We start from the raw sequence: 23,656 nt of genomic DNA on the forward strand, positions 1-23,656 counted from the left end.
GAATTTACAGAAAGGATGGTACACAACCTTTCCGACACAACCGCTCCGACAGCTTGGCTAGTAGTGGTAGCGGCCTTGCAAAAACTCGATCCGATCCGCTTTCACCAGATAGACGCAACGGTGTTCCTGCGTGATCCGGCGTGACCAGACATCCGGGCCCAGATACTTCAATGGTTCGGGATTGCCAATGCCCTTGAATGGATCTCGCAGGACGGCCTTGACCAGCTCCAGGAGGCGCTTGGCAGTGCGGCGTTCTGTTTCCACCCAGTAGCTCAAGTCCTCCAAGAACTCGGGATGAAACACCGCGACGCGCTTGAGCTCAGCCTTCGATGCCATAGAGTTTCTCGAGGGCATCGACCGCAGTGGGTGCGACCTCACCGGCCCGAGCACGGGCCAGGGCAGTCAACAGACGTTCCGCATTCTTTGGCGAGCGCAGCAGATGCGCTGTCTCCATCAGGCTTTGTAGTTCATCGGCGGCAATCATTGCAACGGCCCCCCCCGAGCGGCGACGCACCACGACGACTTCACGGTCATCGACCGCACGATCCATCAGAGTCTTGAGTTGCTTGCGGGCCTGGCTGTAGGTGGTTTCGATGGTCATGACGATCTCCGTTAGTTGGACATATATATTGTACAACTATGACATGACAAAGGAACCCCTTCTTCCGTCAGTTCCCACTCACTGCTGTCACACGCTGATTTTGGAAAGAAAAAAAGCCGACCCCCAGAGGCCGGCTTTTCTTCACCCTCGCGAGGGAGGAAGCTCACTCGAATTCGAGGATCACCTCGTCCACCGCCAGGCTCGCGCCCGGCTTGGCGACGATCTTCTTCACCTTGCCGTCCTGCTCGGCGCGCAGGATGTTCTCCATCTTCATCGCCTCGATCACGGCGAGTTTCTCGCCCGCCTTCACCTCCTGCCCTTCGGTGACCGAGACCTCGCGCAGCAGCCCCGGCATGGGCGAGAGGAGGAACTTGGACATGTCGGGCGGCGACTTGAGCGGCATCAGCGGCCACAGGGCGGCGATATGCTCCGGCAGCACGCGGGCACGCAGCTCGGCGCCGTGGTGGCGCAGCACGTAGAGGATGCCCTCGCGTTCGAGCTGCACCGTCATCGGCGCATCGCCGATGCGCACCTGCAGCACGATCTCGCCCAGGCGCCAGCGCGGATCGAAGTCGATCTGCAGCACCCGCTCGCCCGAGCGCACCACGAAGCGGGAGTCCGAGAGCGACTCGACCGTAGCCGGCGTGGCGCCTTGGGCATCGATCACCCGGTAGTTGGGCGAGGGCGCGTAGCGATGTCCGTTCATCTGGCCGGAGAGTCGGGCGTTGCGCAGCCGCCACTTGTGCTCGACCGCCGCCAGGATGAGGCGCAGCATCAGCGGGTCTTCGTGCGGCACCATCTCCGGCGTGAAGCCGTGGGGGAATTCCTCGGCGATGAAGCCGGTGGTGAGCCGCCCCTCGCGGAAGCGCGGATGCTGCATGAGCGCCGCCTGGAAGGGGATGTTGGAGTGGATGCCGCGAATGACGAAGGCATCGAGCGCCTCCTGCATCCGCCCGATCGCCTCCAGCCGGTCGCGCCCGTGTACGATGAGCTTGGCGATCATCGAGTCGTAGTACATCGAGATCTCGCCGCCCTCATAGACGCCGGTGTCGACGCGCACCTGGCCCGGCACTTCGGCCGGCGGACGGAACTTCACCAGGCGCCCGGTGGAGGGCAGGAAGCCGCGGAAAGGATCCTCGGCGTTGATGCGGCATTCCATCGCCCAGCCGTCGATGCGCAGCTCGGATTGCGACAGCGGCAGTTTCTCGCCGGCGGCGATGCGGATCATCCACTCGACCAGATCGAGCCCGGTGATCATCTCGGTGACCGGGTGCTCGACCTGCAGCCGCGTGTTCATCTCGAGGAAGTAGAAGGACTTGTCCTTGCCGACGACGAATTCCACCGTGCCGGCGGACTGGTACTGCACCGCGCGCGCCAGCGCCACCGCCTGCTCGCCCATGGCGCGGCGGGTGTCCGGGTCGATGAAGGGGCTGGGCGCCTCTTCCACCACTTTCTGGTGGCGGCGCTGCACCGAGCATTCGCGCTCGAAGAGATAGACATAGTTGCCGTAGGCGTCGCCGAAGACCTGGATCTCGATGTGGCGCGGCTCTTCGACGAACTTCTCGATGAAGACGCGATCGTCGCCGAAGGCGTTGCGCGCCTCGTTGCGGCAGGATTCGAACCCTTCGCGGCACTGGGCGTCGTCGTAGGCCACGCGCAGCCCCTTGCCCCCGCCGCCGGCCGAAGCCTTGATCATCACCGGATAGCCGATGTCGCGGGCGATGCGCACCGCCTCCTCGGCCGATTCGATCGGCTCGTTGTAGCCGGGGATGGTATTGACGCCCGCCTGCATGGCGAGCTTCTTCGAGGCGATCTTGTCGCCCATGGCGGCGATGGCGTCGGCCTTGGGACCGATGAAGACGATGCCCTCTTCCTCGAGCCGGCGGGCGAACTCTTCGTTCTCCGAGAGAAAGCCGTAGCCGGGGTGCACCGCCTCGGCGCCGGTCTGCTTACAGGCGGCGATGATTTTGTCCATCGCCAGGTAGGATTCCTTGGAAGGCGCGGGGCCGATGCACACCGCCTCGTCGGCGAGCTGCACGTGCAGCGCACGGCGGTCGGCCTCGGAATAGACCGCCACGGTGGCGATCCCCATCTTGCGCGCGGTCTTGATCACCCGGCAGGCGATCTCGCCCCGGTTGGCGATCAGAATCTTTTTGAACATGGTGGTGTTTTCCCTCATTGCGATGAACCGTTGGCGTGCCGCCTCACAGCGGGATGTTGCCGTGCTTGCGCCAGGGGTTTTCGAGCTTCTTGTCCTCGAGCATCGCCAGCGAGCGGCAGATGCGCTTGCGCGTGGCGTGCGGCATGATGACGTCGTCGATGTAGCCGCGCCGCGCCGCCACGAAGGGGTTGGCGAACTTCTCGCGGTACTCCGCCTCGCGCGCGGCGATCTTCTCGGGGTCGTTCTTCTCGTCGCGGAAGATGATCTCGACCGCCCCCTTCGGCCCCATGACGGCGATCTCGGCGGTGGGCCAGGCGAAGTTGACGTCGCCGCGCAGGTGCTTGGAGGCCATCACGTCGTAGGCCCCGCCGTAGGCCTTGCGGGTGATGACGGTGATCTTGGGCACCGTAGCCTCGGCATAGGCGTAGAGGAGTTTGGCGCCGTGCTTGATGATGCCGCCGTATTCCTGGGCCGTGCCGGGCAAGAAGCCGGGCACGTCGACGAAGGTGACGATGGGGATGTTGAAGGCGTCGCAGAAGCGCACGAAGCGCGCCGCCTTGATCGAGGACTTGATGTCGAGGCAGCCGGCGAGCACCATGGGCTGGTTGGCCACGAAGCCCACGGTGCGCCCTTCCATGCGCCCGAAGCCGACGACGATGTTCTTGGCGTAGTCGGGCTGGACCTCGAAGAAGTCGCCCTCGTCGACCACCTTGAGGATGAGCTCCTTGATGTCGTAGGGCTGGTTGGGGTTGTCGGGCACGAGGGTGTCGAGCGAGGGTTCCATGCGCTCGGCCGTGTCGCTGGTGGGGCGCACCGGCGGCTTCTCGCGGTTGTTGAGCGGCAGGAAGTCGAAGAAGCGGCGCAGCTGCAGCAATGCTTCGATGTCGTTCTCGAAAGCCGCATCGGCCACGCCCGAGCGCGTGGTGTGGGTGACGGCCCCGCCGAGCTCCTCGGCCGTGACCTCTTCGTGCGTGACGGTCTTCACCACGTCCGGGCCGGTGACGAACATGTAGGAGGTATCCTTCACCATGAAGATGAAGTCGGTCATGGCCGGCGAATAGACCGCGCCGCCCGCGCACGGCCCCATGATCATGGAGATCTGCGGGATCACGCCGGAGGCGAGCACGTTCCTCTGGAAGACGTCGGCGTAGCCGCCCAGGGACGCCACCCCTTCCTGGATGCGCGCCCCGCCCGAGTCGTTCAGGCCGATCACCGGCGCGCCGACCTTCATCGCCTGGTCCATGATCTTGCAGATCTTCTCGGCGTGCGCTTCCGACAGCGACCCGCCGAAGACGGTGAAGTCCTGGCTGAAGACGAAGACGAGCCGGCCGTTGATGGTGCCGTAGCCCGTCACCACCCCGTCACCGGGGATGTGCTCCTTCTCCATCCCGAAATCGGTGCAGCGGTGCTCCTTGAACATGTCCCACTCTTCGAAACTGCCCTCGTCGAGCAGCACCTCGATGCGCTCGCGCGCGGTGAGCTTGCCCTTGGCGTGCTGGGCGTCGATGCGCCGCTGCCCGCCGCCCAGGCGGGCCCGGGCGCGTTGCTCTTCCAACCGACGGATGATGTCCTGCATGGTTTATCCTCACTGACTGATGGTCTGGCTCGCATCGAGCAGGCGCCGCGCCGCGACCACCGGCGCGAGCCGCCCGCTCTCCACGTCCCGTTCGATCGCCGGCAGCATCGTGCGCACGGCGGGGTGCTGGCGGAAGCGGCGCTTGAGTTCGGCGTCGATCCGTTCCCACATCCAGGCGAGCGCCTGATGGCGGCGTTTTTCGGCAAGTGCGCCGTTTTTCTGCATCGTGTCGCGAAAGGCGAGCACCGTCTCCCAGAAGCGATCGAGCCCCTCGCCCTTGAGCGCCGAGACGAGCAGCACCGGCACGCGCCAGTCGGGGTGCGGCGGGCGCAGCATGTGCAGCGCCGTCTCGAGCTGGGCCTTGGCCCGCATGGCCGCGGCCGGGTCGGCGTCGGCCTTGTTGATGACGATGAGGTCGGCGAGCTCCATGATCCCCTTCTTGATGCCCTGCAGGTCGTCACCGGCGTTGGGCAGCTGCAGCAGGACGAACATGTCGGTCATGTTGGCCACCGCCGTCTCCGACTGCCCCACCCCCACGGTCTCGACGATGACGACGTCGAACCCCGCCGCCTCGCACACCAGCATCGTCTCGCGCGTCTTCTCGGCCACGCCCCCGAGGCTTCCCGCCGAGGGGCTGGGACGGATGAAGGCGCGCGGATCGCGGCTCAGGCGCTCCATGCGCGTCTTGTCCCCGAGAATGGAGCCGCCCGAGACGCTGGAAGAGGGGTCGACGGCGAGTACGGCGACCCGATGCCCGCGCTCGACGAGGTACAGGCCCAGCGCCTCGATGAAGGTGGACTTGCCCACCCCCGGCACGCCGGAGATACCCAGGCGCAGCGCCCTACCCGTGTGCGGCAGCAGCGCCTGCAGCACGGCCTCGGCCCGGCGCTGATGATCGGGCCGGCTCGATTCGATGAGGGTGATCGCCTTGGCGAGCGGCCGCAGCGCATGCGCGAGCACCCCTTCGACGAGGGCGCGATCCTCCTCGCCGAGTACGGACTGCCCGTCAAAACCCGCCGGCACCGCTTCCTGCTGCGACACGGCTCACCCTCGGCCGCGGGCGGCGCGGATCGCCGCGAGCACCTGGCGCGCCGCCTCGGGAATGGGCGTGCCCGGTCCGAAAATGCCCTTGGCGCCGGCGGCGTAGAGGAAATCGTAATCCTGCGCCGGGATCACCCCACCGACGAAGACGATGATGTCCTCGGCCCCCAGGCGCTTGAGCTCGTCGATGAGCGCCGGCACCAGGGTCTTGTGGCCGGCGGCCAGCGTCGACACCCCTACGGCGTGCACGTCGTTTTCCACCGCGTGGCGCGCCGCCTCTTCGGGCGTCTGGAACATGGGACCGATGTCGATGTCGAACCCCAGGTCGGCGAAGGCGGAGGCGACCACCTTGGCGCCGCGGTCGTGCCCGTCCTGGCCGAGCTTGGCGATCATGATGCGCGGGCGACGCCCTTCTTCCTCGATGAAACGCTCGATCTCGTCCTTGAGCATACGCCACTCCTCGCGCCCCTCCACGACCGCGCCGTAGACACCGGTCACCGTCTGCGGGTTGGCCTGATAGCGGCCCCAGACTTTCTCCAGGGCATCGGACACTTCTCCCACGGTGGCGCGGGCGCGCACCGCCTCGATCGCGAGTGCGAGCAGATTCCCCTCGCCGGTCTGGGCACAGCGGGTGAGCGCCTCCAGCGCCTGCTGCACGCGCACGGGGTCACGCTCGGCGCGCAGCTTCTTCAGCCGTTCGATCTGCTTCTCGCGTACGGCGCGGTTGTCGATCTCCAGCACCTCGATGGGGTGATCTTCCTTCTCCAGACGGTACTTGTTCACGCCCACGATCACGTCGAGCCCGGCGTCGATGCGCGCCTGTTTCTCGGCGGCGCACTCCTCGATCTTCAGCTTCGCCCAGCCGGATTCGACCGCCTTGGTCATACCGCCCATCGCCTCGACTTCCTCGATGAGGGACCAGGCCTTGTCGATCATCTCCTGCGTGAGCGTCTCCATCATGTAGGAGCCGGCCCAGGGGTCGATGACGTTGGCGATGTGCGTCTCTTCCTGCAAGATGAGCTGCGTGTTGCGGGCAATGCGGGCCGAGAACTCGGTGGGCAGCGCGATCGCCTCATCGAGGGCGTTGGTATGCAGCGACTGCGTGCCGCCGAAGACCGCAGCCATGGCCTCGATCGTGGTGCGGATGATGTTGTTGTAGGGATCCTGGGCGGTGAGCGACCAGCCGGAGGTCTGGCAGTGGGTGCGCAGCATCATCGAGCGCGGATTCTTGGCGCCAAACTCCTTCATGATGCGCCACCACAGGTAGCGCGCCGCGCGCAGCTTGGCGATCTCGAGGTAGAAGTTCATGCCAATGGCGAAGAAGAACGACAGCCGCCCGGCGAACTTGTCGATGTCCAGGCCGCGCTTCATGGCGGTGCGCACGTATTCCATGCCGTCGGCCAGGGTGAAGGCGAGCTCGAGCGCCTGCGTGGCCCCCGCCTCCTGGATGTGGTAGCCCGAGATCGAGATGGAGTTGAACTTGGGCATGTGCTCGGCCGTGTAGGCGATGATGTCGGCGACGATGCGCATCGACGGCTCGGGCGGGTAGATATAGGTGTTGCGCACCATGAATTCTTTGAGGATGTCGTTCTGGATTGTGCCCGAGAGCTGATCCTGCCGCACCCCCTGCTCCTCGGCGGCCACGACGTAGCCGGCGAGCACCGGCAGCACCGCTCCGTTCATGGTCATCGACACCGAGACCTTGTCGAGCGGGATGCCGTCGAAGAGGATCTTCATGTCCTCGACCGAGTCGATCGCCACGCCCGCCTTGCCGACGTCGCCGATCACCCGCGGATTGTCGGAATCGTAGCCGCGGTGCGTGGCCAGATCGAAGGCCACCGAAATGCCCTGCCCGCCGCCGGCGAGCGTCTTCTTGTAGAAGGCATTCGATTCCTCGGCGGTGGAAAAGCCCGCGTACTGGCGGATGGTCCAGGGTTTGACCGTGTACATCGTCGGCTGCGGCCCGCGGATGAAGGGCTCGAACCCGGGCAGCGTGTCGGCGTGCGGCAGACGGTCGAGGTCGGCGCGCACGTAGAGCGGATGCACGACGATGCCTTCGGGGGTGTGCCAGTCGAGCCGGCTCAGGTCGCCGTCGGGCGCCTGCTTGGCCGCGGCTTTTTTCCAGGCTTCGAGATCGGGTTTGGGGTAGACGGGTGCGGAGTCGGACATGGAGACATCCCTCGACGACGATGGAGGCGTGACATCCGCGCCGTCGAAACGCGGCACCGATCGGCAGGCGGCGCGGAAACCGGAAACGGCAAATATAATATGTAATCCATAATTATGGAAGACCCGGAGCCGCAGCGATGACTCCGCAACGCATCGCGCCCCAGGCGCTCTATCAGGAAGTGGCCGAACGGCTGCGCCAGCGCATCTTCGCCCACGAGCTGCCGCCGGGGCGGCCGATCGACGAGCTGCGCCTGGCGGCCGAATACGGCATCTCGCGTACCCCCCTGCGCGAGGCCCTGAAGGTGCTCGCCGCCGAAGGGCTGGTGACCTTGATCCCGCGGCGCGGCGCCTTCGTCAGCCAGATCTCCGGCGAAGAGCTGGATGCGATCTTCGACGTGCTCGCCGTGCTCGAGGGGCACGCCGCGCGCCGGGCCGCCGAGCGCCTGGACGAGGCATCGGCCCGGCAGCTGCGGCAGCTGCACGAACGCCTGGAGGAAGCGGCGCGCGCCGGGGCGATCGACGCTTTCTTCGAGGCGAACCAAGCTTTCCATGCAGAAGTTTTGCGCCTTGCCGCCAACCCCTTCCTCTCGGCCACGATCCAGGATCTGCGCCAGAAGATTCGGCTGAGCCGCCACCATTCGCTCTACGACGAAGGGCGGCTGGAGCACAGCCTGCAGGAGCACCGCGAGCTGCTCGCGGCCCTGCTCGGCGGCGAGGCCGCGGCGGCCGAGCGGTACATGCGCGCGCATCTGCGCTCGGGGCGCGAGGCGATCGCGCACGTGCAGCACGACGCCGTGGCCAATCCTTTTTCTTGAATGCGAGGAATTTCCATGAGCGGCACGCTTCATACCCAGCCCCATCCCGAGGCGTCCTGCCTCGTCGTCACCCTGGAAAATCCCGGCAAGCGCAACGCGATCGATGCGGCCCTGTGGCGGGCGCTGGGCGACCTGTTCACGGAACTCGCCGCCGAGGGGCTTCCCTGGCGCAGCGTGATCCTCACCGGCGCGGGCGATGCCTTCGCCGCCGGCGGCGACCTGGAGGAATTCCCCCGCGTGCGCGCCGACCTCGCCTCCGCGCTGGATTACCACGAAGGCAAGGTTGGACGGGCGCTGCGCGCCATCGCCGACTGCCCGCTGCCGGTGATCGCAGCGATCGAAGGCCCCTGTATCGGCGGCGGGCTGGAGATCGCGGCGATGTGCGATCTGCGCGTGGCCGGACGCAGCGCCCGCTTCGGTGCGCCCATCGCCCGGCTCGGTTTCTGGATGTATCCCGGTGAGCTCGCCCTGCTGCGCGAGCGTCTGCCCGAAGGGCTGCTCGCGCAGATGCTGCTCGAAGGGGCCGTGCTCGATGCCGAACGCCTGTGGGGGCTAGGCGTGCTGCATCACCGCGTCGAGGATGGCCATGCGCTCGAAGAGGCGCTCGCGGTGGCGCGGCGCATCGTCGCCGGGGCCCCGCGCGTGGCGCGCATGCACAAGCGCTGGCTCGCTCGCCTGCGCCTGCGCACGCCCTTGTCGGAAGAAGAGAAACGCGCCGGGCTGGACTTCCTCGACGACCCCGACTACCGCGAAGGGCTCGCCGCTTTCCTCGAAAAACGGGCCCCGTGTTTCGCACGCCACGGCCAGGATGAAAAATGAAGGCATTCTCGGGGGCATTGATTGCGTTCGCATTCGCTTCACGCTAAGATCATGGAATCGCCCTTGGCATCCTCAGGAGATAGCAACCATGCGCTTCGCCCCCCTGCCCCTTGCCGCTGCGCTGGGCGCCGTCCTGCTCGGCGGCTGCACCAACCCCGGCGCACCGCTTCCCACCGATTTCGCCCAGGAACCGCAGCAGAAGATCCAGGCGGTACGGCAGTGGCAAACGGTGGCCGCGAGCCTTGCCGAGCGGCTGAGCGTCATGATGATCCGCGACAACAGCTGTACGCCGCAAGCCGCCCTGTGCGACGTCCTCTACGTGCACCCGGCCGCCAATGCCTCCACCTTCGACGCCGCCTTCCGCGAAGCCTTCGTGAGCTACCTCGTCGGCCGTGGCTGGAACGTGGCGCAGGACGGGCCGGCCGACATCGAGATCGACCTCGACAGCCGCTACGCCAAGCTCGCCACCGCCCCCGAAGTCGAGGCGATGGTCACGGCCTCGGCACGGCGCGGTGACCGCTATCTCGCCCGCATCTCCGACGTCTACTACATCACCAGCCCCGAGCTCTACGCCAAGGCGACCCCGCCCCTGTACGATCCCGCCCGGCTGACGGTGAAAGGAGACTGACCATGCGGCGCATCCTTTCCCCCCTGATGCTGGCCAGCGCCCTCGCCCTGTCGGCCTGCGCCACCGAGACGCTCCCGCCCCCGCCCAAGGCCGACCCTTCCATGGTCGTCAACAAGGCCTATGAAACGGCCGATGCGCTCATCGACCAGCTGCCGCCCGAGCTGCGCGCCGGTCCCGTGCTCTTCGCCACCTTCGTCGACGTCGATGCGCTCGATCGCTCCACCACCCTGGGGCGCACGCTCACCGAACAGGTCGCCAACCGCTTCGTGCAGCGCGGCTTCGTCGTCACCGAGCTCAAGCTGCGCACGGCCGTCTTCGTCAAGCGCGACACGGGCGAGCTGATGCTCTCGCGCGAAGTCGATCAGATCGCCCGCGAACACGACGCCCGCATCGTCGTGGCCGGCACCTATTCCCCGGCCAAGGAAGCCGTCTATCTGAGCGCCAAGGCGATCGACCCGGCCACCGGCCAGGTGCTCGCGGCCAAGGACACCATCGTTCCGATGGACAACAACGTGAAGAGCCTCTTGCGCTGAAAAAGCGCACACGGAGCCGAAGGCGCCGCCTGCGGGCGGCGTTTTCATGTCCACTCCAGGACGATCAGGACAACCACAGCATCCGCCGCCAGTCGCAGTGCGCCTCGATCGCCGCAGCGAGCCGTTCGATCGCCGCTTCGCGCCGCTGCGCCGCGCCTTCGCTGACAAGCGCCGCCCCGGCCCAGCGCGAGAGCGCCGCAAACGCCGCTGCCGAATCGAAGAGTCCGTGCCAGTAGGTGCCGAGGATCTGCCCGTCTTCGGAGATCGCGCCATCGAGCACGCCGTCCTCGCCGATCACGGCGGGGCACGCGAGTGCCGGCCCTTCGCTCACGCCGAGGTGAATCTCGTAGCCTTCGGCCTCGGCCCCGCCCAGCTCGGCAGCGAGCCGCCCGCGGCAACGACGCAGCACTTTCTGGGACTCCAGCCGCGTGCGCAAAGGAAGCAACCCCAAGCCGGGCCGGCCACTCGGCGCGCCTTCCAGCCCCAAGGGATCGTCGAGCCACTCGCCCAGCATCTGGAATCCTCCGCACAGACCGACGAGTTTGCCGCCGTAGCGCAGATGCCGGCGTAGCAGCGCCGGGCCGCCTTGGGATTCGAACCAAGCGAGATCCGCCTGCACCGCCTTGGAACCCGGCAGCACCACGAGATCCGCGCCCGGCCAGTGACCGCCGTGCCACCAATGGAATTCGACCTCGGGGTGCTGGCGCCAGGCGTCGAGATCGGTGTGATTGCTCACGCGCGGCCAGGCGATCGCCGTCACCCGCAGCCGCGCGCCTGCGGTGCGCTCCACCGGCGCGAGGCCGTCCTCGGCCTCCAGCGCGAGGTTGCCTAGATGCGGCAGCACGCCGAAGACCGGTTTGCCGGTACGCTCCTCCAGCCAGCGCAGGCCCGGAGTGAGGAGCGAGACGTCGCCGCGGAAGCGGTTGATGACGAAGCCGCGCACGCGCGCACGTTCGCTTGGCGAGAGGCATTCGAGCGTACCGACGATCTGGGCGAAGACGCCGCCGCGGTCGATGTCGGCCACCAGCGCCACGGGGATGTCGACCGCCTCGGCAAAGCCCATGTTGGCGATGTCGCGCGCGCGCAGATTCACCTCCGCCGGACTGCCCGCCCCCTCGACCAGGATCCAGTCGAACTCCTGCTGCAGGCGCGCCCAGGATTCGAGCACCGCCTGCAGCGCCACCGGCTTGTAGGCGTGATAATCCCGTGCCGACAGGGTATGCACCGCCCGCCCGTGGATCACGACCTGGGCGCCGATGTCCGTGGTGGGCTTGAGCAGCACGGGGTTGAAATCCACCCGCGGTTCGAGTCCGGCGGCAAACGCCTGCAGCGCCTGGGCGCGGCCGATCTCGCCCCCATCGGCCGTGACCGCGGCGTTGTTGGCCATGTTCTGCGGCTTGAACGGCGCCACACGTACCCCGGCGCGCGCGAGCAGGCGGCACAGCCCCGCCACCAGCGTGCTCTTGCCGGCATCCGACGTAGTCCCCTGGATCATCAACGCCTGCGCCATGTTCGCCTCCGCGGCCGGAAAGCGCCCGATTATAATGGGCGACTTCGCCCCTTTCCCGCCGTCATGTCCCTTCTCCTGGCCACCGTGTTCGCACTCGCACTCGATCGCCTCTTCGGCGAGCCGCCGCGCTGGCACCCGCTCGTCGGTTTCGGCCGCTGGGCCGCTGCCCTCGAGCGCCTCGTGCGCCGGCACATCGGCGAAGGCATCGGCGCGGGGATGATCGCCTGGGCGCTGGCAGTACTGCCCTGGGTGGGACTGGTCGCCGTCCTGGGACGGGTGCATCCCTTCGTCGAAGACGCGCTCGCCGTCGGCTGCCTTGCGCTCGCCGTGGGGGCGCGCAGCCTGCGCGAGCACCTCGAGCCGGTACGGGACACGCTCGCCGCCGGCGATCTCGCCACCGCCCGGGCGCGGGTGGCCTTCCTCGTGAGCCGGGACACGGCGGCGATGACGGGCGAAGACGTGGCCCGCGCGGCCACGGAATCGGCGCTGGAGAACGGCCACGACGCGGTGCTCGCGCCGCTGGTGTGGTTCGCGCTTCTGGGCGCGCCCGGCGTGGTGCTGCATCGCCTGGCCAACACGCTGGATGCGATGTGGGGCTATCGCACGCCGCGCTACGAGCGCTTCGGCAAGTGCGCCGCTCGCATCGACGATGGGCTCGGCTGGCCGAGCGCCCGGGTCACGGCGCTCCTCTATGCCCTGGGCGGACGCACGGCGGCGGCTCTGCAGTGCTGGCGCCGGCAGGCCCCGCAGTGGGACAGCCCCAACGCCGGCCCGGTGATGGCAAGCGGTGCCGGGGCGCTCGGCGTCACCCTGGGCGGAGAAGCCTGCTATGGCGGCACGCGGCACGAACGCCCCCTGCTCGGCGAAGGCCCTGCACCGACTGCGGCCACCGTGGCCGCCGCCATGGAGCTCGTCGAACGGGCCGTCTGGGGCTGGCTGCTGCTGCTCGCGCTCCTCACGCTGGCGGGAGGCGGACGATGAGCCGGCCGGCGCACGGCGGTCGCCTGCGCGAGGCGGCGCGCCGCCGGGGCATCCCCCTCGACGCCTGGCTCGATCTCTCCACCGGCATCAGTCCCTGGTCCTATCCCCTGCCCGCGGTTCCCGAGGAAGTCTGGCGCCGTCTGCCGGAAGAAGACGACGGGCTCGACGAAGTGATACGCGCCGCCTTCGGCCGCCCCGCCCTGGCGGTGCCCGGCACCCAAGCGGCCATTTCCCGTCTGCCGTCCCTCTTGCCCGAGGTGCGCCGCGTGCTCGTGCCGCATCCCAGCTACGGCGAGCACGCCCATGCCTGGCGCGCGCACCATCTCGTGCGCTGCGCCCCTTGCGCCGACGCGATCGCGGCGCGGCTCGACGAAGTCGACGCGCTGGTGCTCGTGCATCCCAACAACCCCACCGGCGCGCGCTTTCCCGCCCAAAACCTGCACGCATGGCATCAGCGGCTCGCCGCGCGCGGGGGCTGGCTGATCGTGGACGAAGCCTTCCTCGATCCCGGCGAAGCCGGCAGCCTCGTGGCCGAAACCGGGGAACCCGGTCTCGTCGTATTGCGTTCGCTGGGCAAATTCTGGGGGCTCGCGGGCGTGCGCTTCGGCCTCGTCTTCGCCGCCAAGCCGCTGCGCGAGCGGCTCGCCGCCTTGCTCGACCCGTGGGCGGTGAGCCATCCGGCACGCTGGGCAGCCCGGCTCGCGCTCGCCGATTCCGCCTGGCAGGAACGGCAGCGCATCCGCCTTGCCGCCGCCTCGCTTGCCTTGGCGACGATGCTGGAAGAAGCCGGTCTCAGGGTGAGCGGCCGCACCTCCCTCTTTGCCTGGGTCGAGACGCCGCGGGCGTCCGCGCTCGCCGCGGCGCTCGAGCGCCGCGCCCTCCTGGTGCGCCGCTTCGACGATCCGCCGGGGCTGCGCTTCGGGCTGCCCGCCGACGACGCGCAAACCGCCCAGCTGCGGGCGGCGCTCCTCGATGCGATCGCTGAGACGGAATCACGACGATGAACGAATTCGCCCTGATCGAACGATTCTTCGCCGATCCCGCCGCGCACGAACCCCCGCCGTCCTGGCTGCGGCTGGGTATCGGCGACGACGCGGCGCTGCTTGCCGAGGAAAACGGCTGGGAGACGGCGATCACCTGCGACACGCTGGTCGAGGGACGGCACTTCCTGGCCGGAACCGATCCGGAAGCGCTCGGCTGGAAAGCGCTGGCGGTGAACCTCTCCGATCTGGCGGCCATGGGCGCCGTCCCCACCGGCTTCCTCCTCGCCCTCACTCTGCCCGAAGCCGATGAACCCTGGCTCACGGCCTTCGCCTGCGGGCTCTTTGCCTGCGCCCGGCGGCACGGCGCCCGCCTCGTCGGCGGGGACACCACCCGCGGCCCCCGTGCGCTCACGATCACGGCGCTGGGGCGGGTGCCGGCGGGCGAGGCGATCTTGCGCAGCGGCGCGCGTGCGGGCGACGACCTCTGGGTGAGCGGGCAACCGGGACGCGCCGCGCTGGGGCTCGCCGTGCGGCTCGGAGCGCTTCCTTCGACGCTGCCCGGAGCACGGGAGTGGATCGCCGCGCTCGATCGCCCCGAGCCGCGCCTTGCCTTGGGCTGCCGCCTGCGGGGCCTCGCGCACGCGATGCTCGATGTCTCGGACGGGCTGCTGGGCGACTTGCGCCACCTCCTCGAGCGCTCGGCACCGCCCTTCCTCACCGCCGAGATCGAGGTGGCCAGACTGCCCCTCGACCCCCTCGTCGCCGGCGGCGCGCCGCCCGAGCGGGCGCGGGCCGCCCTGCTCTCCGGTGGCGACGACTACGAACTCCTCTTTACGGCCGCGCCGGAATCTCGCGACCAAACCCTCCTTCTCGGCAGGGAACTCGGCCTGCCGCTTTCCCGCATCGGGCGGCTCGTGCCCGCCACGGCACATCCCATGGTGCTCATCGAGCCCGACGGCCGGCGCACCCTGCCCGAGGTTTTGGGCTATGATCATTTTTGCGCATGCAAGGAATACCCATGACCGCCGAGCGCACACGACCCACCGCCGCCTTCCTCCTCGCACACCCGGCGCACTTCATCGCGCTCGGCTTCGGCTCCGGGCTCTCCCCCTGGGCGCCGGGCACGGTCGGGTCGCTCCTGGCCTGGGCGCTCTATCCGCTGCTGCGCTCCCCCGTCTCCGAGGGCGTCTTCCTGCTGTTGCTCGTCTCTTTCTTCCTTGCCGGCATCCTCGCCTGCGAGCGCACGGCCAAGGCGCTGGGCAGCGGCGATCCCGGCGCCGTGGTCTGGGACGAGATGCTCGCCGTCTGGCTGGTGCTCTTCTTCTGCCCGCCGGGGCTTGCCTGGCAGGCGGCGGGCGTGGCGCTCTTTCGCCTGTTCGACATCGCCAAACCCGAACCCATCGCCACGCTGGAGCGGCGGTTTCGCGGCGGCTTGGGCATCATGATCGACGATCTGGCCGCCGCCGGCTACGTGCTGCTCGTGCTCGCCGTGGCGGTGCATTTCCTGGGAGGGCGCGCATGATCCGGCCCGAAGACCCCTTGGGGCGTCTCGCCCGTGAAGTCGGCGCGCGGCTCGCCGCGCGCGGCTGGATGCTCGCCACCGCCGAATCCTGCACCGGCGGGGCCGTCGCCGAGGCGATCACGGCCATCGCCGGCAGCTCTGGCTGGTTCGAACGCGGCTTCGTCACCTACTCCAATGCCGCCAAGATCGAGCTGCTCGGCGTCGCTCCTCTCACCCTCGAGCGCCATGGAGCCGTGTCGCAGGCCGTGGCCCGCGAGATGGCGCTCGGCGCACTCTCGCACAGCCGCGCCGAGGTGGCCTTGTCCATTACCGGCATCGCCGGGCCCGACGGCGGCACGCCGGAAAAACCTGTGGGCACCGTCTGTTTCGGCTGGGCCTGGAAGCGAGACCGGCCGCAGGTGCGCAGCGAGCGGCGCCACTTCGCCGGCGATCGCATCGCCGTGCGCGCCCAGGCCGTGCGCACGGCGCTTGCCGGGGTACTCGCCCTGTGCCGCCCATGAACCATCCTGTGCCATAATCGGTCGAAATCCTTTTGTAATCGCCAGTCACAAGGAATTTTTCGATGGACGACAACAAACTCAAGGCGCTGCAGGCCGCACTCGCGCAGATCGACAAGCAGTTCGGCAAGGGCTCGGTGATGCGCATGGGCGACGCGCAGGTGGAGCGCGACATCCAGACCGTCTCCACCGGCTCGCTGGGGCTGGACATCGCGCTGGGCATCGGCGGGCTGCCGCGCGGCCGGGTGGTGGAGATCTACGGCCCCGAATCCTCGGGCAAGACCACCCTCACGCTGCACGTCATCGCCGAGATGCAGAAACTCGGCGGCGTGGCCGCCTTCATCGACGCCGAGCACGCGCTCGACGTGCAGTATGCGAAGAAATTGGGCGTCGATATCGACGATCTCCTCGTGTCGCAGCCCGATACCGGCGAGCAGGCGCTCGAGATCGCCGACATGCTGGTGCGCTCGGGCGGGGTCGACATCGTGGTAATCGACTCGGTGGCCGCGCTCACGCCGAAAGCCGAGATCGAAGGCGAGATGGGCGACTCGCTCCCCGGCCTGCAGGCCCGGCTCATGAGCCAGGCGCTGAGAAAACTCACCGCCAGCATCAGCAAGACCAACACGCTCGTCATCTTCATCAACCAGATCCGCATGAAGATCGGCGTGATGTTCGGCAACCCCGAAACCACCACCGGCGGCAACGCGCTCAAGTTCTATTCCTCGGTGCGCCTGGACATCCGCAAGACCGGCACGATCAAGAAAGGCGACGAGGTCGTCGGTTCCGAGACCCGCGTCAAGGTGGTCAAGAACAAGGTCGCGCCGCCCTTCCGCGAGGCTCTCTTCGACATTCTCTACGGCGAGGGCATCTCGCGCGAGGGCGAGATCATCGACCTGGGCGTGGAGCACAAGCTCATCGACAAATCCGGTTCTTGGTACGCCTACGAGGGCGAAAAGATCGGTCAGGGCAAGGACAACGCGCGCGAATTCCTGCGTCAGCGCCCCGAGCTCGCGCGGCGCATCGAGAACCAGATCCGTGCCAAGGTGGGGCTGCCGCCGCTGCCCGAGATCGCCTCCGCCGCGCCCGGCCCGGCCCCCAGCGAAGCCGCCCTCGCCGCTCCGGCGGCCGAATAAGCCCCGACATGCCGATGAGCGGGCCGAGCGTGTGGCAAAGGGCGCTGCGGCTGCTGGCGCGCCGCGAGCACAGCCGCGCCGAGCTCGCGCACAAGCTCGCTCCCCACGGCACGCCCGAGGAAATCGAAGAAACGCTCAGCCGCCTCGAGCGCACGGGGCTCCTGTCGGACGAGCGCTGTGCCCGCGCCTTCGTCGCCGCCCGGGCCGAACGCAGCGGCCGGCACCTCCTCGAGATGCGGCTGCGCGAGCGCGGGCTGGACGATGCCCTCATCGATGAAGTCCTCGACGCGCTGGAGGCCGAATCGAGCGAAGTCGAGCGCGCCGCCGCCCTGTGGCGCAAGCGCTTCGGCACACCGCCCGCCGACGCCAAGGAATGGGCCCGGCAGGCGCGCTTCCTCGCCGGCCGCGGATTCTCCCCCTCCATCGTCACCCGTCTGCTGCGCGACCCGCCCGAAGCACTCGCCGAACCCTTTCCCGACACCGAACCCTGAGTCCCCCATGTCGCTGCTGCACGTCGAACGCCTACGCAAAACCTACGGCAAACGCACCGTCGTCGCCTCGGTCGATCTCACCGTCGAAGCCGGCGAGATCGTGGGACTGCTCGGCCCCAACGGCGCCGGCAAGACCACCTGTTTCTACATGATCGTCGGGCTGGTGCGCGCCGACGACGGCAAGATCGAGCTCGACGGCCAGGACGTCACCCACGAACCCATCCACCGCCGCGCCCGGCACGGGCTCTCCTACCTGCCACAGGAAGCGAGCATCTTCCGCCGCCTGTCGGTGCGGGAAAACGTGCGCGCCGTGCTCGAACTGCGCGGGCTGCCGAAAGACGACATCCGGCAGAAAGAAGACGGGCTGCTTGCCGAACTCGGCATCGCGCACCTGGCCGACCAGCCCTCGGTGTCGCTCTCCGGCGGCGAACGGCGCCGGCTCGAAATCGCCCGGGCGCTCGCCACCGACCCCAAGATCATCCTGCTCGACGAGCCCTTCGCCGGCGTCGATCCCATCGCCGTGATCGAGATCCAGCGCATCGTGCGCTTCCTGCAGGAACGCGGCATCAGCGTGCTCATCACCGACCACAACGTGCGCGAAACGCTCGGCATCTGCAACCGCGCCTCCATCCTCGCCGACGGCCGGGTGATCGCCTCCGGTCGCCCCGAAGAGATCATCGACGACCCGCACGTGCGCCGAGTCTATCTCGGCGAACACTTCCGGCTGTAGCCATGAGCCTCGAGCCCCGTCTGCACCTTCGTGCCAGCACCACGCTCGCCCTCTCGCCGCAGATGGCGCAGGCACTCAAGCTCCTGACGCTGTCGGCCGTCGAACTGCAGCAGACCATCGAAGAAGCCCTGCAGACGAACCCCCTCCTCGAAGTGGCCGAGACCGACGAAGAATCCCCCGAAGAAACGCTTGCCGTCGCAGCTGACTCAGGCGATGAAGTCGACGACTGGCAGGCCCAGCTGCTCGAACGTCCTAGCGCGGAATTGCCCAGCGAAGAGCGCAGCAACGCCGACGACGCCCCCCAAACCGCGCCCGAAGAGCCATCGGGCACCAACGATGCTGAATCCTTCGACGACGGGCTCCTGTGGCAGGATGCCCGCCCCGCGCACGACGACGAGGATGCGCCCGATTTCACCGAATGGCACGCCGCCACCACCGACCTGCACCACTACCTGCACGAGCAGGCCGCGCTCACGCCGCTCGCCGAACGCGACCGGGCGCTCGTCGCCTTCATGATCGAAGCGCTCGACGACGACGGCTACCTGCACGAGGATCTCGACGAACTGCTCGCCAGCATCCCGCCCGAACTCGAAGTCGGGCGCGAAGACCTCGAGATCGCCCTCAAGCTCATCCAAAGCTTCGATCCTCCCGGCGTCGGCGCGCGCGACCTCGGCGAATGCCTGCGGCTGCAACTGCGCGAACGCCCCGACACACCGGCGCGGCGCCTGGCCGAACGGCTCGCGAGCGAAGCGCTCGAGCTGCTCGCCCGCAAGGACTACGCCGCGATCAAGCGCCGCTACGGCTGCGACGACGCGCTGCTGCGCGAAGCGCTCGCCCTCATCGCTGCCCTCGACCCGCACCCCGGTAGCCGCATCGGCGGCGAGCCTCCCGCCTACGTCATCCCCGACGTGATCGTGCGCCGGCGCGACGGCCGCTGGCAGGCCGAACTCAACCCTGCCGTAGCCCCCCGGCTCACCCTCAACCAGCGCTACGCCCAGATCCTCGGCGAGCGGCGCGAGGGCACCGAAGCCCTGCGCGAGCGGCTCGCCGAAGCGAAGAACCTCATCCGTCAGCTCGAACAGCGCGGCCGCACCATCCTGCGCGTCGCCCAGGAAATCGTCGAGCGCCAGCAAGACTTCTTCGCACACGGCGAAGCGGCGATGAAGCCACTCACGCTGCGCACGCTCGCCGAAGCGCTTGGCCTGCACGAATCCACCATCTCCCGCGTCACGCAGGGAAAATACCTGCAATGTCCGCGCGGCGTCTTCGAATTCCGCCATTTCTTCGGCAGCGGCATCGCCGGAGAAGACGGCGAGATCGCCTCGGCCACCGCCATTCGGGCCAGGCTGCGCGAGCTGATCGAGCGCGAAGACCACAAGAAACCCCTGTCGGATGCCCGCCTCGCCGAGCTCCTTGCGGCCGAGGGCATCCCCATTGCCCGGCGAACCGTGGCAAAATACCGCGAGCAGCTGCAAATCCCGCCGGCAAACCGGCGCAAAGCCTTGTAATCACCACCACAGGAGTGTGCGATGAACCTCACCATCACCGGCCATCACGTCGAAGTCACCCCCGCGCTGCAAAGCTATGTCGAAGAAAAAGTGGAGCGCGTGCTGCGGCACTTCGACCACGCCACCTCGGCGCAGGTCATCCTGCGCGTCGAGCGCAACACCCACAAGGCCGAAGTCACCGTACACGTCAAGGGCAAGGACTTCTTCGCCGAAGCCACCGACCCGGCCGATCTCTACGCCGCCATCGACTTCATGGTCGACAAGCTCGACCGCCAGGTGCGCAAGCACAAGGAAATCGTCACCGACCACCACCAGCCGGCCGCTCCGGCCGCTCAAGGCGAGTGAGCGCCCGCGGGGCGGCCTTCGCGCCGCCCCGGCGCCATCGACCCGGCCATGAACCGCATCGCCTCCATTCTCGACGTCGAGCACATCGCCCTCGACCTCCCCGCCGCAAACAAAGCCCAGGCGCTGGAAGCCGCCGCCCGGCTCTTTGCGCGCGACGGGCTGGATCCGGCCAAAGTCCAAGCAGCGCTCGCCGAGCGCGAGCGGCTCGGCTCCACCGGCATCGGAGAGGGCGTAGCCATCCCCCACGGCCGCCTCAAGGGGCTGGCATCCCCCCGCAGCGCTTTCGTGCGGCTGACCGAACCCGTGGCCTTCGACGCCAGCGACGGCCGCCCCGTGCGGCTCATGTTCGTGCTCCTCGTGCCCGAGCAAGCCACCGAAGAGCACCTGCAGATTCTCTCCGAACTCGCCGAACGCTTCAGCGACCCGGACGTGCGCCAGGCACTCCTGAGCGCTCCCGACCCGGAATCCGCCCTGAATCTGCTGACCGGCGGCTGACCCCTGCGCGATGAGAGAGACCACGCTTCGCGCCGTCATCGAGGCGATCGCCCCCGAGCTTCATCTCCACCACCTTGCCGGCTCGCTCGAGCGCAAGCTCGCCGTGCTCGACGAGCGTCTGTGGCCGGCCGATCTCGTCGGTCATCTCAACCTCATCCACCCCGGCCGGGTGCAGATCGTCGGCGCCGCCGAAATGGCCTGGGCCCGCCGCCTGGGGCAGAAACGCATCGCGCATCACCTGAGCGAAATCTTCGCCGCCAAGCCCCCGGCGCTCATCGTCGCCGACGGCTGCACCCCCCCGCCCATCCTCGAAGCCCTGTGCCGCGCGCACGACGTGGCGCTCTTCACCACCGACCGTCCCTCGGCCGAAGTCATCGACCGCCTGCGCCACCACCTCTCGCGCGTGCTCGCCGAACGGGAGATGCGCCACGGCGTGCTCATGGACGTGCTCGGCCTTGGTGTCTTCATCACCGGGGACCCCGGCACCGGCAAATCGGAACTCGCGCTCGAACTCATCTCCCGCGGACACGGGCTGGTGGCCGACGACATGGTCGAATTCGCCCGCATCAGCCCCACCGTGCTCGAAGGCCGCTGTCCGCCGCTGCTGCAGAATTACCTCGAAGTGCGCGGCCTGGGCTTGCTCGACATCCGCACCATTTTCGGCGAAACCGCCCTGCGCCGGCGCATGCGGCTTCGCCTCATCGTCCACCTGCGCCGGCTGCTGCCGGGCGAACCCCCGCCGCCACGCCTGGAGATGGAGCAGGTCACCGAAGAGATCCTCGGCGTGCCCATCCCCAAGGCCACGCTGCCGGTGGCCGCCGGGCGCAATCTCGCCGTGCTGCTCGAAGCCGCCGTGCGCGCCACCATCCTGCGCCTGCGCGGCATCGACTCCACCCGCGAATTCATCGACCGCCACAACGCCCTGCTGGCACAGCAGAGCTCAACCGAAGCCGACCCTCATGCAAACCCCTGAATCCCCCTGCGACTATCTCGAACGCATCCTCACCGCCCAAGTCTACGACGTCGCCGTCGAAACCCCCCTCGATCCCGCGCCCATCCTCTCGCGGCGCATCGGCAACCGCGTGCTCATCAAGCGCGAGGATCTGCAGCCCGTCTTCAGCTTCAAGCTGCGCGGCGCCTACAACAAGATCGCCAAGCTCCCGCCGGAAGCGCTCGCGCGCGGCGTCATCTGCGCCTCGGCCGGCAACCACGCCCAGGGCGTGGCGCTCGCCGCCAAGAAGCTCGGCGCGCGCGCCATCATCGTCATGCCCACCACCACCCCCCTCATCAAGATCGAGGCGGTGCGCAGCCGCGGCGCCGAAGTCGTGCTCTACGGCGAATCCTTCTCGGATGCCTACGCCTACGCCCGCACCCTCGAAGAAGAAGAAGAGCTCGTCTTCATCCACCCCTTCGACGACCCCGACGTCATCGCCGGGCAGGGCACCATCGCCATGGAGCTCCTGCGCCAGCATCCCAAGCCGATCGACGCCGTCTTCTGCGCCGTGGGCGGCGGGGGGCTCATCGCCGGCATCGCCGTCTATCTCAAGCGCCTGCGCCCCGAGATCCGCATCATCGGCGTCGAAGCCGAAGGGTCGGACGCCATGACCCAGTCGCTCGCCCGGGGCGAACCGGTCGAGCTCGAACAGGTCGGGCTCTTTGCCGACGGCACCGCCGTCAAGCGCGTGGGCGACGAGACCTTCCGCCTGTGCCAGCGCCACGTCGACGACATGATCGTGGTGAGCAACGACGAGATCTGCGCCGCCATCAAGGACGTCTTCGAAGACACCCGCGCCATTCTGGAGCCGGCCGGCGCGCAGGCGCTCGCCGGACTCAAGGCCTACGCCCAGAAAGCGGGGCTCAAGGACAAGACGCTGGTGGCCATCGCCTCCGGGGCCAACATGAACTTCGAGCGCCTGCGCTTCGTGGCCGAACGCGCCGAAGTCGGCGAGCAGCGCGAAGCCGTGCTCGCCGTCACCATTCCCGAACGCCCCGGCGCCTTTCGCCGCTTCATCACGCTCCTGGGCAAGCGCAACGTCACCGAATTCAACTACCGCTATGCCGATCCCGAGGAAGCGCACATCTTCGTGGGCGTGGCCATCCATGACCGCCGCGAAGTCGACAAGCTCATCGCCCAGCTGCAAGCCGAAGGTCTGCCGGCGATCGATCTCACCGACGACGAACTCGCCAAGTCCCACATCCGCTACATGGTCGGCGGACGCGCCCCGCAGGTGCGCAACGAGCGGCTCTTGCGCTTCATCTTCCCCGAGCGGCCCGGGGCACTCGCCAATTTCCTCGCCCAACTGCGCTCGGACTGGAACATCAGCCTCTTCCACTACCGCAACCACGGCGCCGACTTCGGCCGCGTGCTCGTAGGCATGCAGGTCCCGCCGGAAGAAAACGAGGAATTCGCCCAGTTCCTCGCCAAACTCGGCTACGAATACGTCGAGGAAACCAACAACCCCGCCTATGCCCTCTTCCTCGCCGCCGGCTGAAACGCTCCCGCCTCGGTCACGATCCAGTCCATCGGCAGGTCGTGCACGCCGGGGTGGGTGTCGGGCAGACGCGTGCATTCATAGCCCACCCCGATCGCCGTCACCGGGCGCCCCGCTGCCCGGTAGGCCGCAAGCGTGCGGTCGTAGAACCCGCCCCCGTAGCCGATGCGATAGCCCGCTGCGTCGAACGCCACGAGCGGCACCAGCAACACCGTCGGCCACACGGCCTCCTCGCCCGCCGGTACCGGCAACCCGAAGACGTCGCGCGTCATGGGGGCGCCGGGCGACCAGGGCCGGAACACGAGCGGGACCGCTTTTTGCAACGCTGCCGGCAGAGCCAGCCCCATGCCACGCCGTGCCGTCCACGCCGCCAAGGGCGTGAGCACGTCCGGTTCCGCGCGCACCGCCCAGTACCCCCCGATCCACGGTTGCGCCGCGGGCAAGGTCGAAAGGATCTCCTTCACCCCTTGCCAGATCGCCGCATCCCAAGCCCGGCGCACCTCGGGCACGATCGCCTCCCGCCGCGCCAGGGCCCACTGCCGCATCTGCGCCCGATCCATCCCCCCTCCTCCGATGCCCGATACACAATGGGTTACAATAAACGAAACGGCCTTTCTCCGCCAACT

At 68.3% G+C, this 23,656-nt stretch carries 25 protein-coding genes; 17 read left to right on the forward strand and 8 right to left on the reverse strand.

From position 1 onward, the window contains the following. Window positions 1–57: 57 nt before the first annotated feature. The 6 genes from OA56_RS10120 to scpA form a co-directional block, all read right to left on the reverse strand. Window positions 58–336, reverse strand: coding sequence for a Txe/YoeB family addiction module toxin (locus OA56_RS10120; protein WP_055423920.1), 279 nt, complete (start codon window positions 334–336; stop codon window positions 58–60). Further along, entirely contained in the window at window positions 320–601 is a 282-nt protein-coding gene (locus tag OA56_RS10125; protein ID WP_055423919.1) for a type II toxin-antitoxin system Phd/YefM family antitoxin, read from the reverse strand. Before OA56_RS10125 ends, OA56_RS10120 begins: the two co-directional genes overlap by 17 nt. 163 nt (window positions 602–764) lie before the next feature. Further along, a complete protein-coding gene (gene accC / locus OA56_RS10130; RefSeq protein ID WP_461585106.1) occupies window positions 765–2,762 on the reverse strand; it encodes an acetyl-CoA carboxylase biotin carboxylase subunit in 1,998 nt (665 codons plus the stop codon). A gap of 43 nt (window positions 2,763–2,805) precedes the next feature. Then, window positions 2,806–4,338: an acyl-CoA carboxylase subunit beta gene (locus OA56_RS10135; RefSeq protein WP_141056473.1), complete on the reverse strand. Its 1,533-nt coding sequence runs from the start codon at window positions 4,336–4,338 to the stop codon at window positions 2,806–2,808. Between the two features lie 9 nt (window positions 4,339–4,347). After that, entirely contained in the window at window positions 4,348–5,379 is a 1,032-nt protein-coding gene (meaB, locus tag OA56_RS10140) for a methylmalonyl Co-A mutase-associated GTPase MeaB (RefSeq protein ID WP_206202264.1), read from the reverse strand. A 3-nt stretch (window positions 5,380–5,382) separates the two neighbouring features. Further along, window positions 5,383–7,548: a methylmalonyl-CoA mutase gene (gene scpA / locus OA56_RS10145; protein WP_055423916.1), complete on the reverse strand. Its 2,166-nt coding sequence runs from the start codon at window positions 7,546–7,548 to the stop codon at window positions 5,383–5,385. 137 nt (window positions 7,549–7,685) lie between these two features. Here scpA and OA56_RS10150 point away from each other — a divergent pair, with 137 nt between their 5' ends. From OA56_RS10150 to OA56_RS10165, 4 genes are all read left to right on the forward strand, one after another. Further along, window positions 7,686–8,363: a GntR family transcriptional regulator gene (locus OA56_RS10150; protein ID WP_055423915.1), complete on the forward strand. Its 678-nt coding sequence runs from the start codon at window positions 7,686–7,688 to the stop codon at window positions 8,361–8,363. 15 nt (window positions 8,364–8,378) lie between these two features. Further along, window positions 8,379–9,182: an enoyl-CoA hydratase/isomerase family protein gene (locus OA56_RS10155; RefSeq protein WP_055423914.1), complete on the forward strand. Its 804-nt coding sequence runs from the start codon at window positions 8,379–8,381 to the stop codon at window positions 9,180–9,182. 88 nt (window positions 9,183–9,270) lie between these two features. Then, window positions 9,271–9,810 carry a hypothetical protein gene (locus OA56_RS10160; protein ID WP_055423913.1) on the forward strand — a complete coding sequence of 180 codons (540 nt, stop codon included), beginning with the start codon at window positions 9,271–9,273 and terminating at the stop codon, window positions 9,808–9,810. Window positions 9,811–9,812: 2 nt separating this feature from the next. Continuing rightward, window positions 9,813–10,343 (forward strand): FlgO family outer membrane protein, encoded by a 531-nt coding sequence (locus OA56_RS10165; protein ID WP_055423912.1) that lies wholly within the window; start codon window positions 9,813–9,815, stop codon window positions 10,341–10,343. 64 nt (window positions 10,344–10,407) lie between these two features. Here the strand turns inward: OA56_RS10165 and OA56_RS10170 are convergent, their stop codons facing one another. Next, window positions 10,408–11,853, reverse strand: coding sequence for a cobyric acid synthase (locus OA56_RS10170; RefSeq protein WP_461585108.1), 1,446 nt, complete (start codon window positions 11,851–11,853; stop codon window positions 10,408–10,410). 63 nt (window positions 11,854–11,916) lie between these two features. Between OA56_RS10170 and OA56_RS10175 the strand changes: the two genes are divergently transcribed. From OA56_RS10175 to ilvA, 13 genes are all read left to right on the forward strand, one after another. Then, entirely contained in the window at window positions 11,917–12,834 is a 918-nt protein-coding gene (locus tag OA56_RS10175) for a CobD/CbiB family cobalamin biosynthesis protein (RefSeq protein WP_461585111.1), read from the forward strand. Further along, complete coding sequence (gene cobD / locus OA56_RS10180) at window positions 12,831–13,838, forward strand: threonine-phosphate decarboxylase CobD (protein WP_461585112.1); 1,008 nt, start codon at window positions 12,831–12,833, stop codon at window positions 13,836–13,838. The genes OA56_RS10175 and cobD overlap by 4 nt, the downstream gene beginning before the upstream one ends. Beyond that, the gene (thiL, locus tag OA56_RS10185) at window positions 13,835–14,839 is read left to right on the forward strand and encodes a thiamine-phosphate kinase (RefSeq protein ID WP_461585115.1); all 1,005 of its coding nucleotides are present in this window, start codon (window positions 13,835–13,837) and stop codon (window positions 14,837–14,839) included. The genes cobD and thiL overlap by 4 nt, the downstream gene beginning before the upstream one ends. Next, window positions 14,836–15,339 (forward strand): phosphatidylglycerophosphatase A family protein, encoded by a 504-nt coding sequence (locus tag OA56_RS10190; RefSeq protein ID WP_055423907.1) that lies wholly within the window; start codon window positions 14,836–14,838, stop codon window positions 15,337–15,339. Before thiL ends, OA56_RS10190 begins: the two co-directional genes overlap by 4 nt. Next, on the forward strand, window positions 15,336–15,839 hold the full coding sequence (locus OA56_RS10195) for a CinA family protein (protein WP_055423906.1): 504 nt from the start codon (window positions 15,336–15,338) through the stop codon (window positions 15,837–15,839). The genes OA56_RS10190 and OA56_RS10195 overlap by 4 nt, the downstream gene beginning before the upstream one ends. A gap of 62 nt (window positions 15,840–15,901) precedes the next feature. Continuing rightward, window positions 15,902–16,969 carry a recombinase RecA gene (gene recA, locus OA56_RS10200; RefSeq protein WP_055423905.1) on the forward strand — a complete coding sequence of 356 codons (1,068 nt, stop codon included), beginning with the start codon at window positions 15,902–15,904 and terminating at the stop codon, window positions 16,967–16,969. 14 nt (window positions 16,970–16,983) lie between these two features. Continuing rightward, window positions 16,984–17,460 (forward strand): recombination regulator RecX, encoded by a 477-nt coding sequence (recX, locus tag OA56_RS10205; RefSeq protein ID WP_055423926.1) that lies wholly within the window; start codon window positions 16,984–16,986, stop codon window positions 17,458–17,460. Between the two features lie 7 nt (window positions 17,461–17,467). Next, window positions 17,468–18,190 carry an LPS export ABC transporter ATP-binding protein gene (lptB, locus tag OA56_RS10210; RefSeq protein ID WP_055423904.1) on the forward strand — a complete coding sequence of 241 codons (723 nt, stop codon included), beginning with the start codon at window positions 17,468–17,470 and terminating at the stop codon, window positions 18,188–18,190. Between the two features lie 2 nt (window positions 18,191–18,192). Continuing rightward, the gene (locus tag OA56_RS10215; RefSeq protein WP_461585120.1) at window positions 18,193–19,698 is read left to right on the forward strand and encodes an RNA polymerase factor sigma-54; all 1,506 of its coding nucleotides are present in this window, start codon (window positions 18,193–18,195) and stop codon (window positions 19,696–19,698) included. 21 nt (window positions 19,699–19,719) lie between these two features. Continuing rightward, on the forward strand, window positions 19,720–20,043 hold the full coding sequence (hpf, locus tag OA56_RS10220; RefSeq protein ID WP_055423902.1) for a ribosome hibernation-promoting factor, HPF/YfiA family: 324 nt from the start codon (window positions 19,720–19,722) through the stop codon (window positions 20,041–20,043). Between the two features lie 48 nt (window positions 20,044–20,091). Next, window positions 20,092–20,538 (forward strand): PTS sugar transporter subunit IIA, encoded by a 447-nt coding sequence (locus tag OA56_RS10225; RefSeq protein WP_055423901.1) that lies wholly within the window; start codon window positions 20,092–20,094, stop codon window positions 20,536–20,538. Window positions 20,539–20,548: 10 nt separating this feature from the next. Beyond that, complete coding sequence (gene hprK / locus OA56_RS10230) at window positions 20,549–21,511, forward strand: HPr(Ser) kinase/phosphatase (protein ID WP_055423900.1); 963 nt, start codon at window positions 20,549–20,551, stop codon at window positions 21,509–21,511. After that, window positions 21,498–23,030, forward strand: coding sequence for a threonine ammonia-lyase, biosynthetic (ilvA, locus tag OA56_RS10235; protein ID WP_055423899.1), 1,533 nt, complete (start codon window positions 21,498–21,500; stop codon window positions 23,028–23,030). Before hprK ends, ilvA begins: the two co-directional genes overlap by 14 nt. Here ilvA and OA56_RS10240 read toward each other — a convergent pair. Further along, complete coding sequence (locus tag OA56_RS10240) at window positions 23,003–23,590, reverse strand: 5-formyltetrahydrofolate cyclo-ligase (protein WP_461585123.1); 588 nt, start codon at window positions 23,588–23,590, stop codon at window positions 23,003–23,005. The two genes, ilvA and OA56_RS10240, sit on opposite strands and share 28 nt — an antisense overlap. Window positions 23,591–23,656: the final 66 nt, after the last annotated feature.

Source organism: Tepidiphilus sp. HLB4 (assembly GCF_054823945.1).

Excerpts from the sequence above, each read along its gene's own strand:
- hpf (WP_055423902.1), top strand. The coding sequence starts at position 19,720 with ATGAACCTCACCATCACCGGCCATCACGTCGAAGTCACCCCCGCGCTG.
- recX (WP_055423926.1), top strand. The coding sequence starts at position 16,984 with ATGAGCGGGCCGAGCGTGTGGCAAAGGGCGCTGCGGCTGCTGGCGCGC.
- OA56_RS10175 (WP_461585111.1), top strand. The coding sequence starts at position 11,917 with ATGTCCCTTCTCCTGGCCACCGTGTTCGCACTCGCACTCGATCGCCTC.
- OA56_RS10170 (WP_461585108.1), bottom strand. The coding sequence starts at position 11,853 with ATGGCGCAGGCGTTGATGATCCAGGGGACTACGTCGGATGCCGGCAAG.
- OA56_RS10215 (WP_461585120.1), top strand. The coding sequence starts at position 18,193 with ATGAGCCTCGAGCCCCGTCTGCACCTTCGTGCCAGCACCACGCTCGCC.
- OA56_RS10155 (WP_055423914.1), top strand. The coding sequence starts at position 8,379 with ATGAGCGGCACGCTTCATACCCAGCCCCATCCCGAGGCGTCCTGCCTC.
- ilvA (WP_055423899.1), top strand. The coding sequence starts at position 21,498 with ATGCAAACCCCTGAATCCCCCTGCGACTATCTCGAACGCATCCTCACC.
- OA56_RS10150 (WP_055423915.1), top strand. The coding sequence starts at position 7,686 with ATGACTCCGCAACGCATCGCGCCCCAGGCGCTCTATCAGGAAGTGGCC.
- OA56_RS10135 (WP_141056473.1), bottom strand. The coding sequence starts at position 4,338 with ATGCAGGACATCATCCGTCGGTTGGAAGAGCAACGCGCCCGGGCCCGC.
- OA56_RS10160 (WP_055423913.1), top strand. The coding sequence starts at position 9,271 with ATGCGCTTCGCCCCCCTGCCCCTTGCCGCTGCGCTGGGCGCCGTCCTG.
- OA56_RS10125 (WP_055423919.1), bottom strand. The coding sequence starts at position 601 with ATGACCATCGAAACCACCTACAGCCAGGCCCGCAAGCAACTCAAGACT.
- OA56_RS10240 (WP_461585123.1), bottom strand. The coding sequence starts at position 23,590 with ATGGATCGGGCGCAGATGCGGCAGTGGGCCCTGGCGCGGCGGGAGGCG.
- hprK (WP_055423900.1), top strand. The coding sequence starts at position 20,549 with ATGAGAGAGACCACGCTTCGCGCCGTCATCGAGGCGATCGCCCCCGAG.
- recA (WP_055423905.1), top strand. The coding sequence starts at position 15,902 with ATGGACGACAACAAACTCAAGGCGCTGCAGGCCGCACTCGCGCAGATC.
- OA56_RS10165 (WP_055423912.1), top strand. The coding sequence starts at position 9,813 with ATGCGGCGCATCCTTTCCCCCCTGATGCTGGCCAGCGCCCTCGCCCTG.
- OA56_RS10190 (WP_055423907.1), top strand. The coding sequence starts at position 14,836 with ATGACCGCCGAGCGCACACGACCCACCGCCGCCTTCCTCCTCGCACAC.
- OA56_RS10195 (WP_055423906.1), top strand. The coding sequence starts at position 15,336 with ATGATCCGGCCCGAAGACCCCTTGGGGCGTCTCGCCCGTGAAGTCGGC.
- thiL (WP_461585115.1), top strand. The coding sequence starts at position 13,835 with ATGAACGAATTCGCCCTGATCGAACGATTCTTCGCCGATCCCGCCGCG.
- cobD (WP_461585112.1), top strand. The coding sequence starts at position 12,831 with ATGAGCCGGCCGGCGCACGGCGGTCGCCTGCGCGAGGCGGCGCGCCGC.
- OA56_RS10225 (WP_055423901.1), top strand. The coding sequence starts at position 20,092 with ATGAACCGCATCGCCTCCATTCTCGACGTCGAGCACATCGCCCTCGAC.
- OA56_RS10120 (WP_055423920.1), bottom strand. The coding sequence starts at position 336 with ATGGCATCGAAGGCTGAGCTCAAGCGCGTCGCGGTGTTTCATCCCGAG.
- lptB (WP_055423904.1), top strand. The coding sequence starts at position 17,468 with ATGTCGCTGCTGCACGTCGAACGCCTACGCAAAACCTACGGCAAACGC.
- scpA (WP_055423916.1), bottom strand. The coding sequence starts at position 7,548 with ATGTCCGACTCCGCACCCGTCTACCCCAAACCCGATCTCGAAGCCTGG.
- accC (WP_461585106.1), bottom strand. The coding sequence starts at position 2,762 with ATGTTCAAAAAGATTCTGATCGCCAACCGGGGCGAGATCGCCTGCCGG.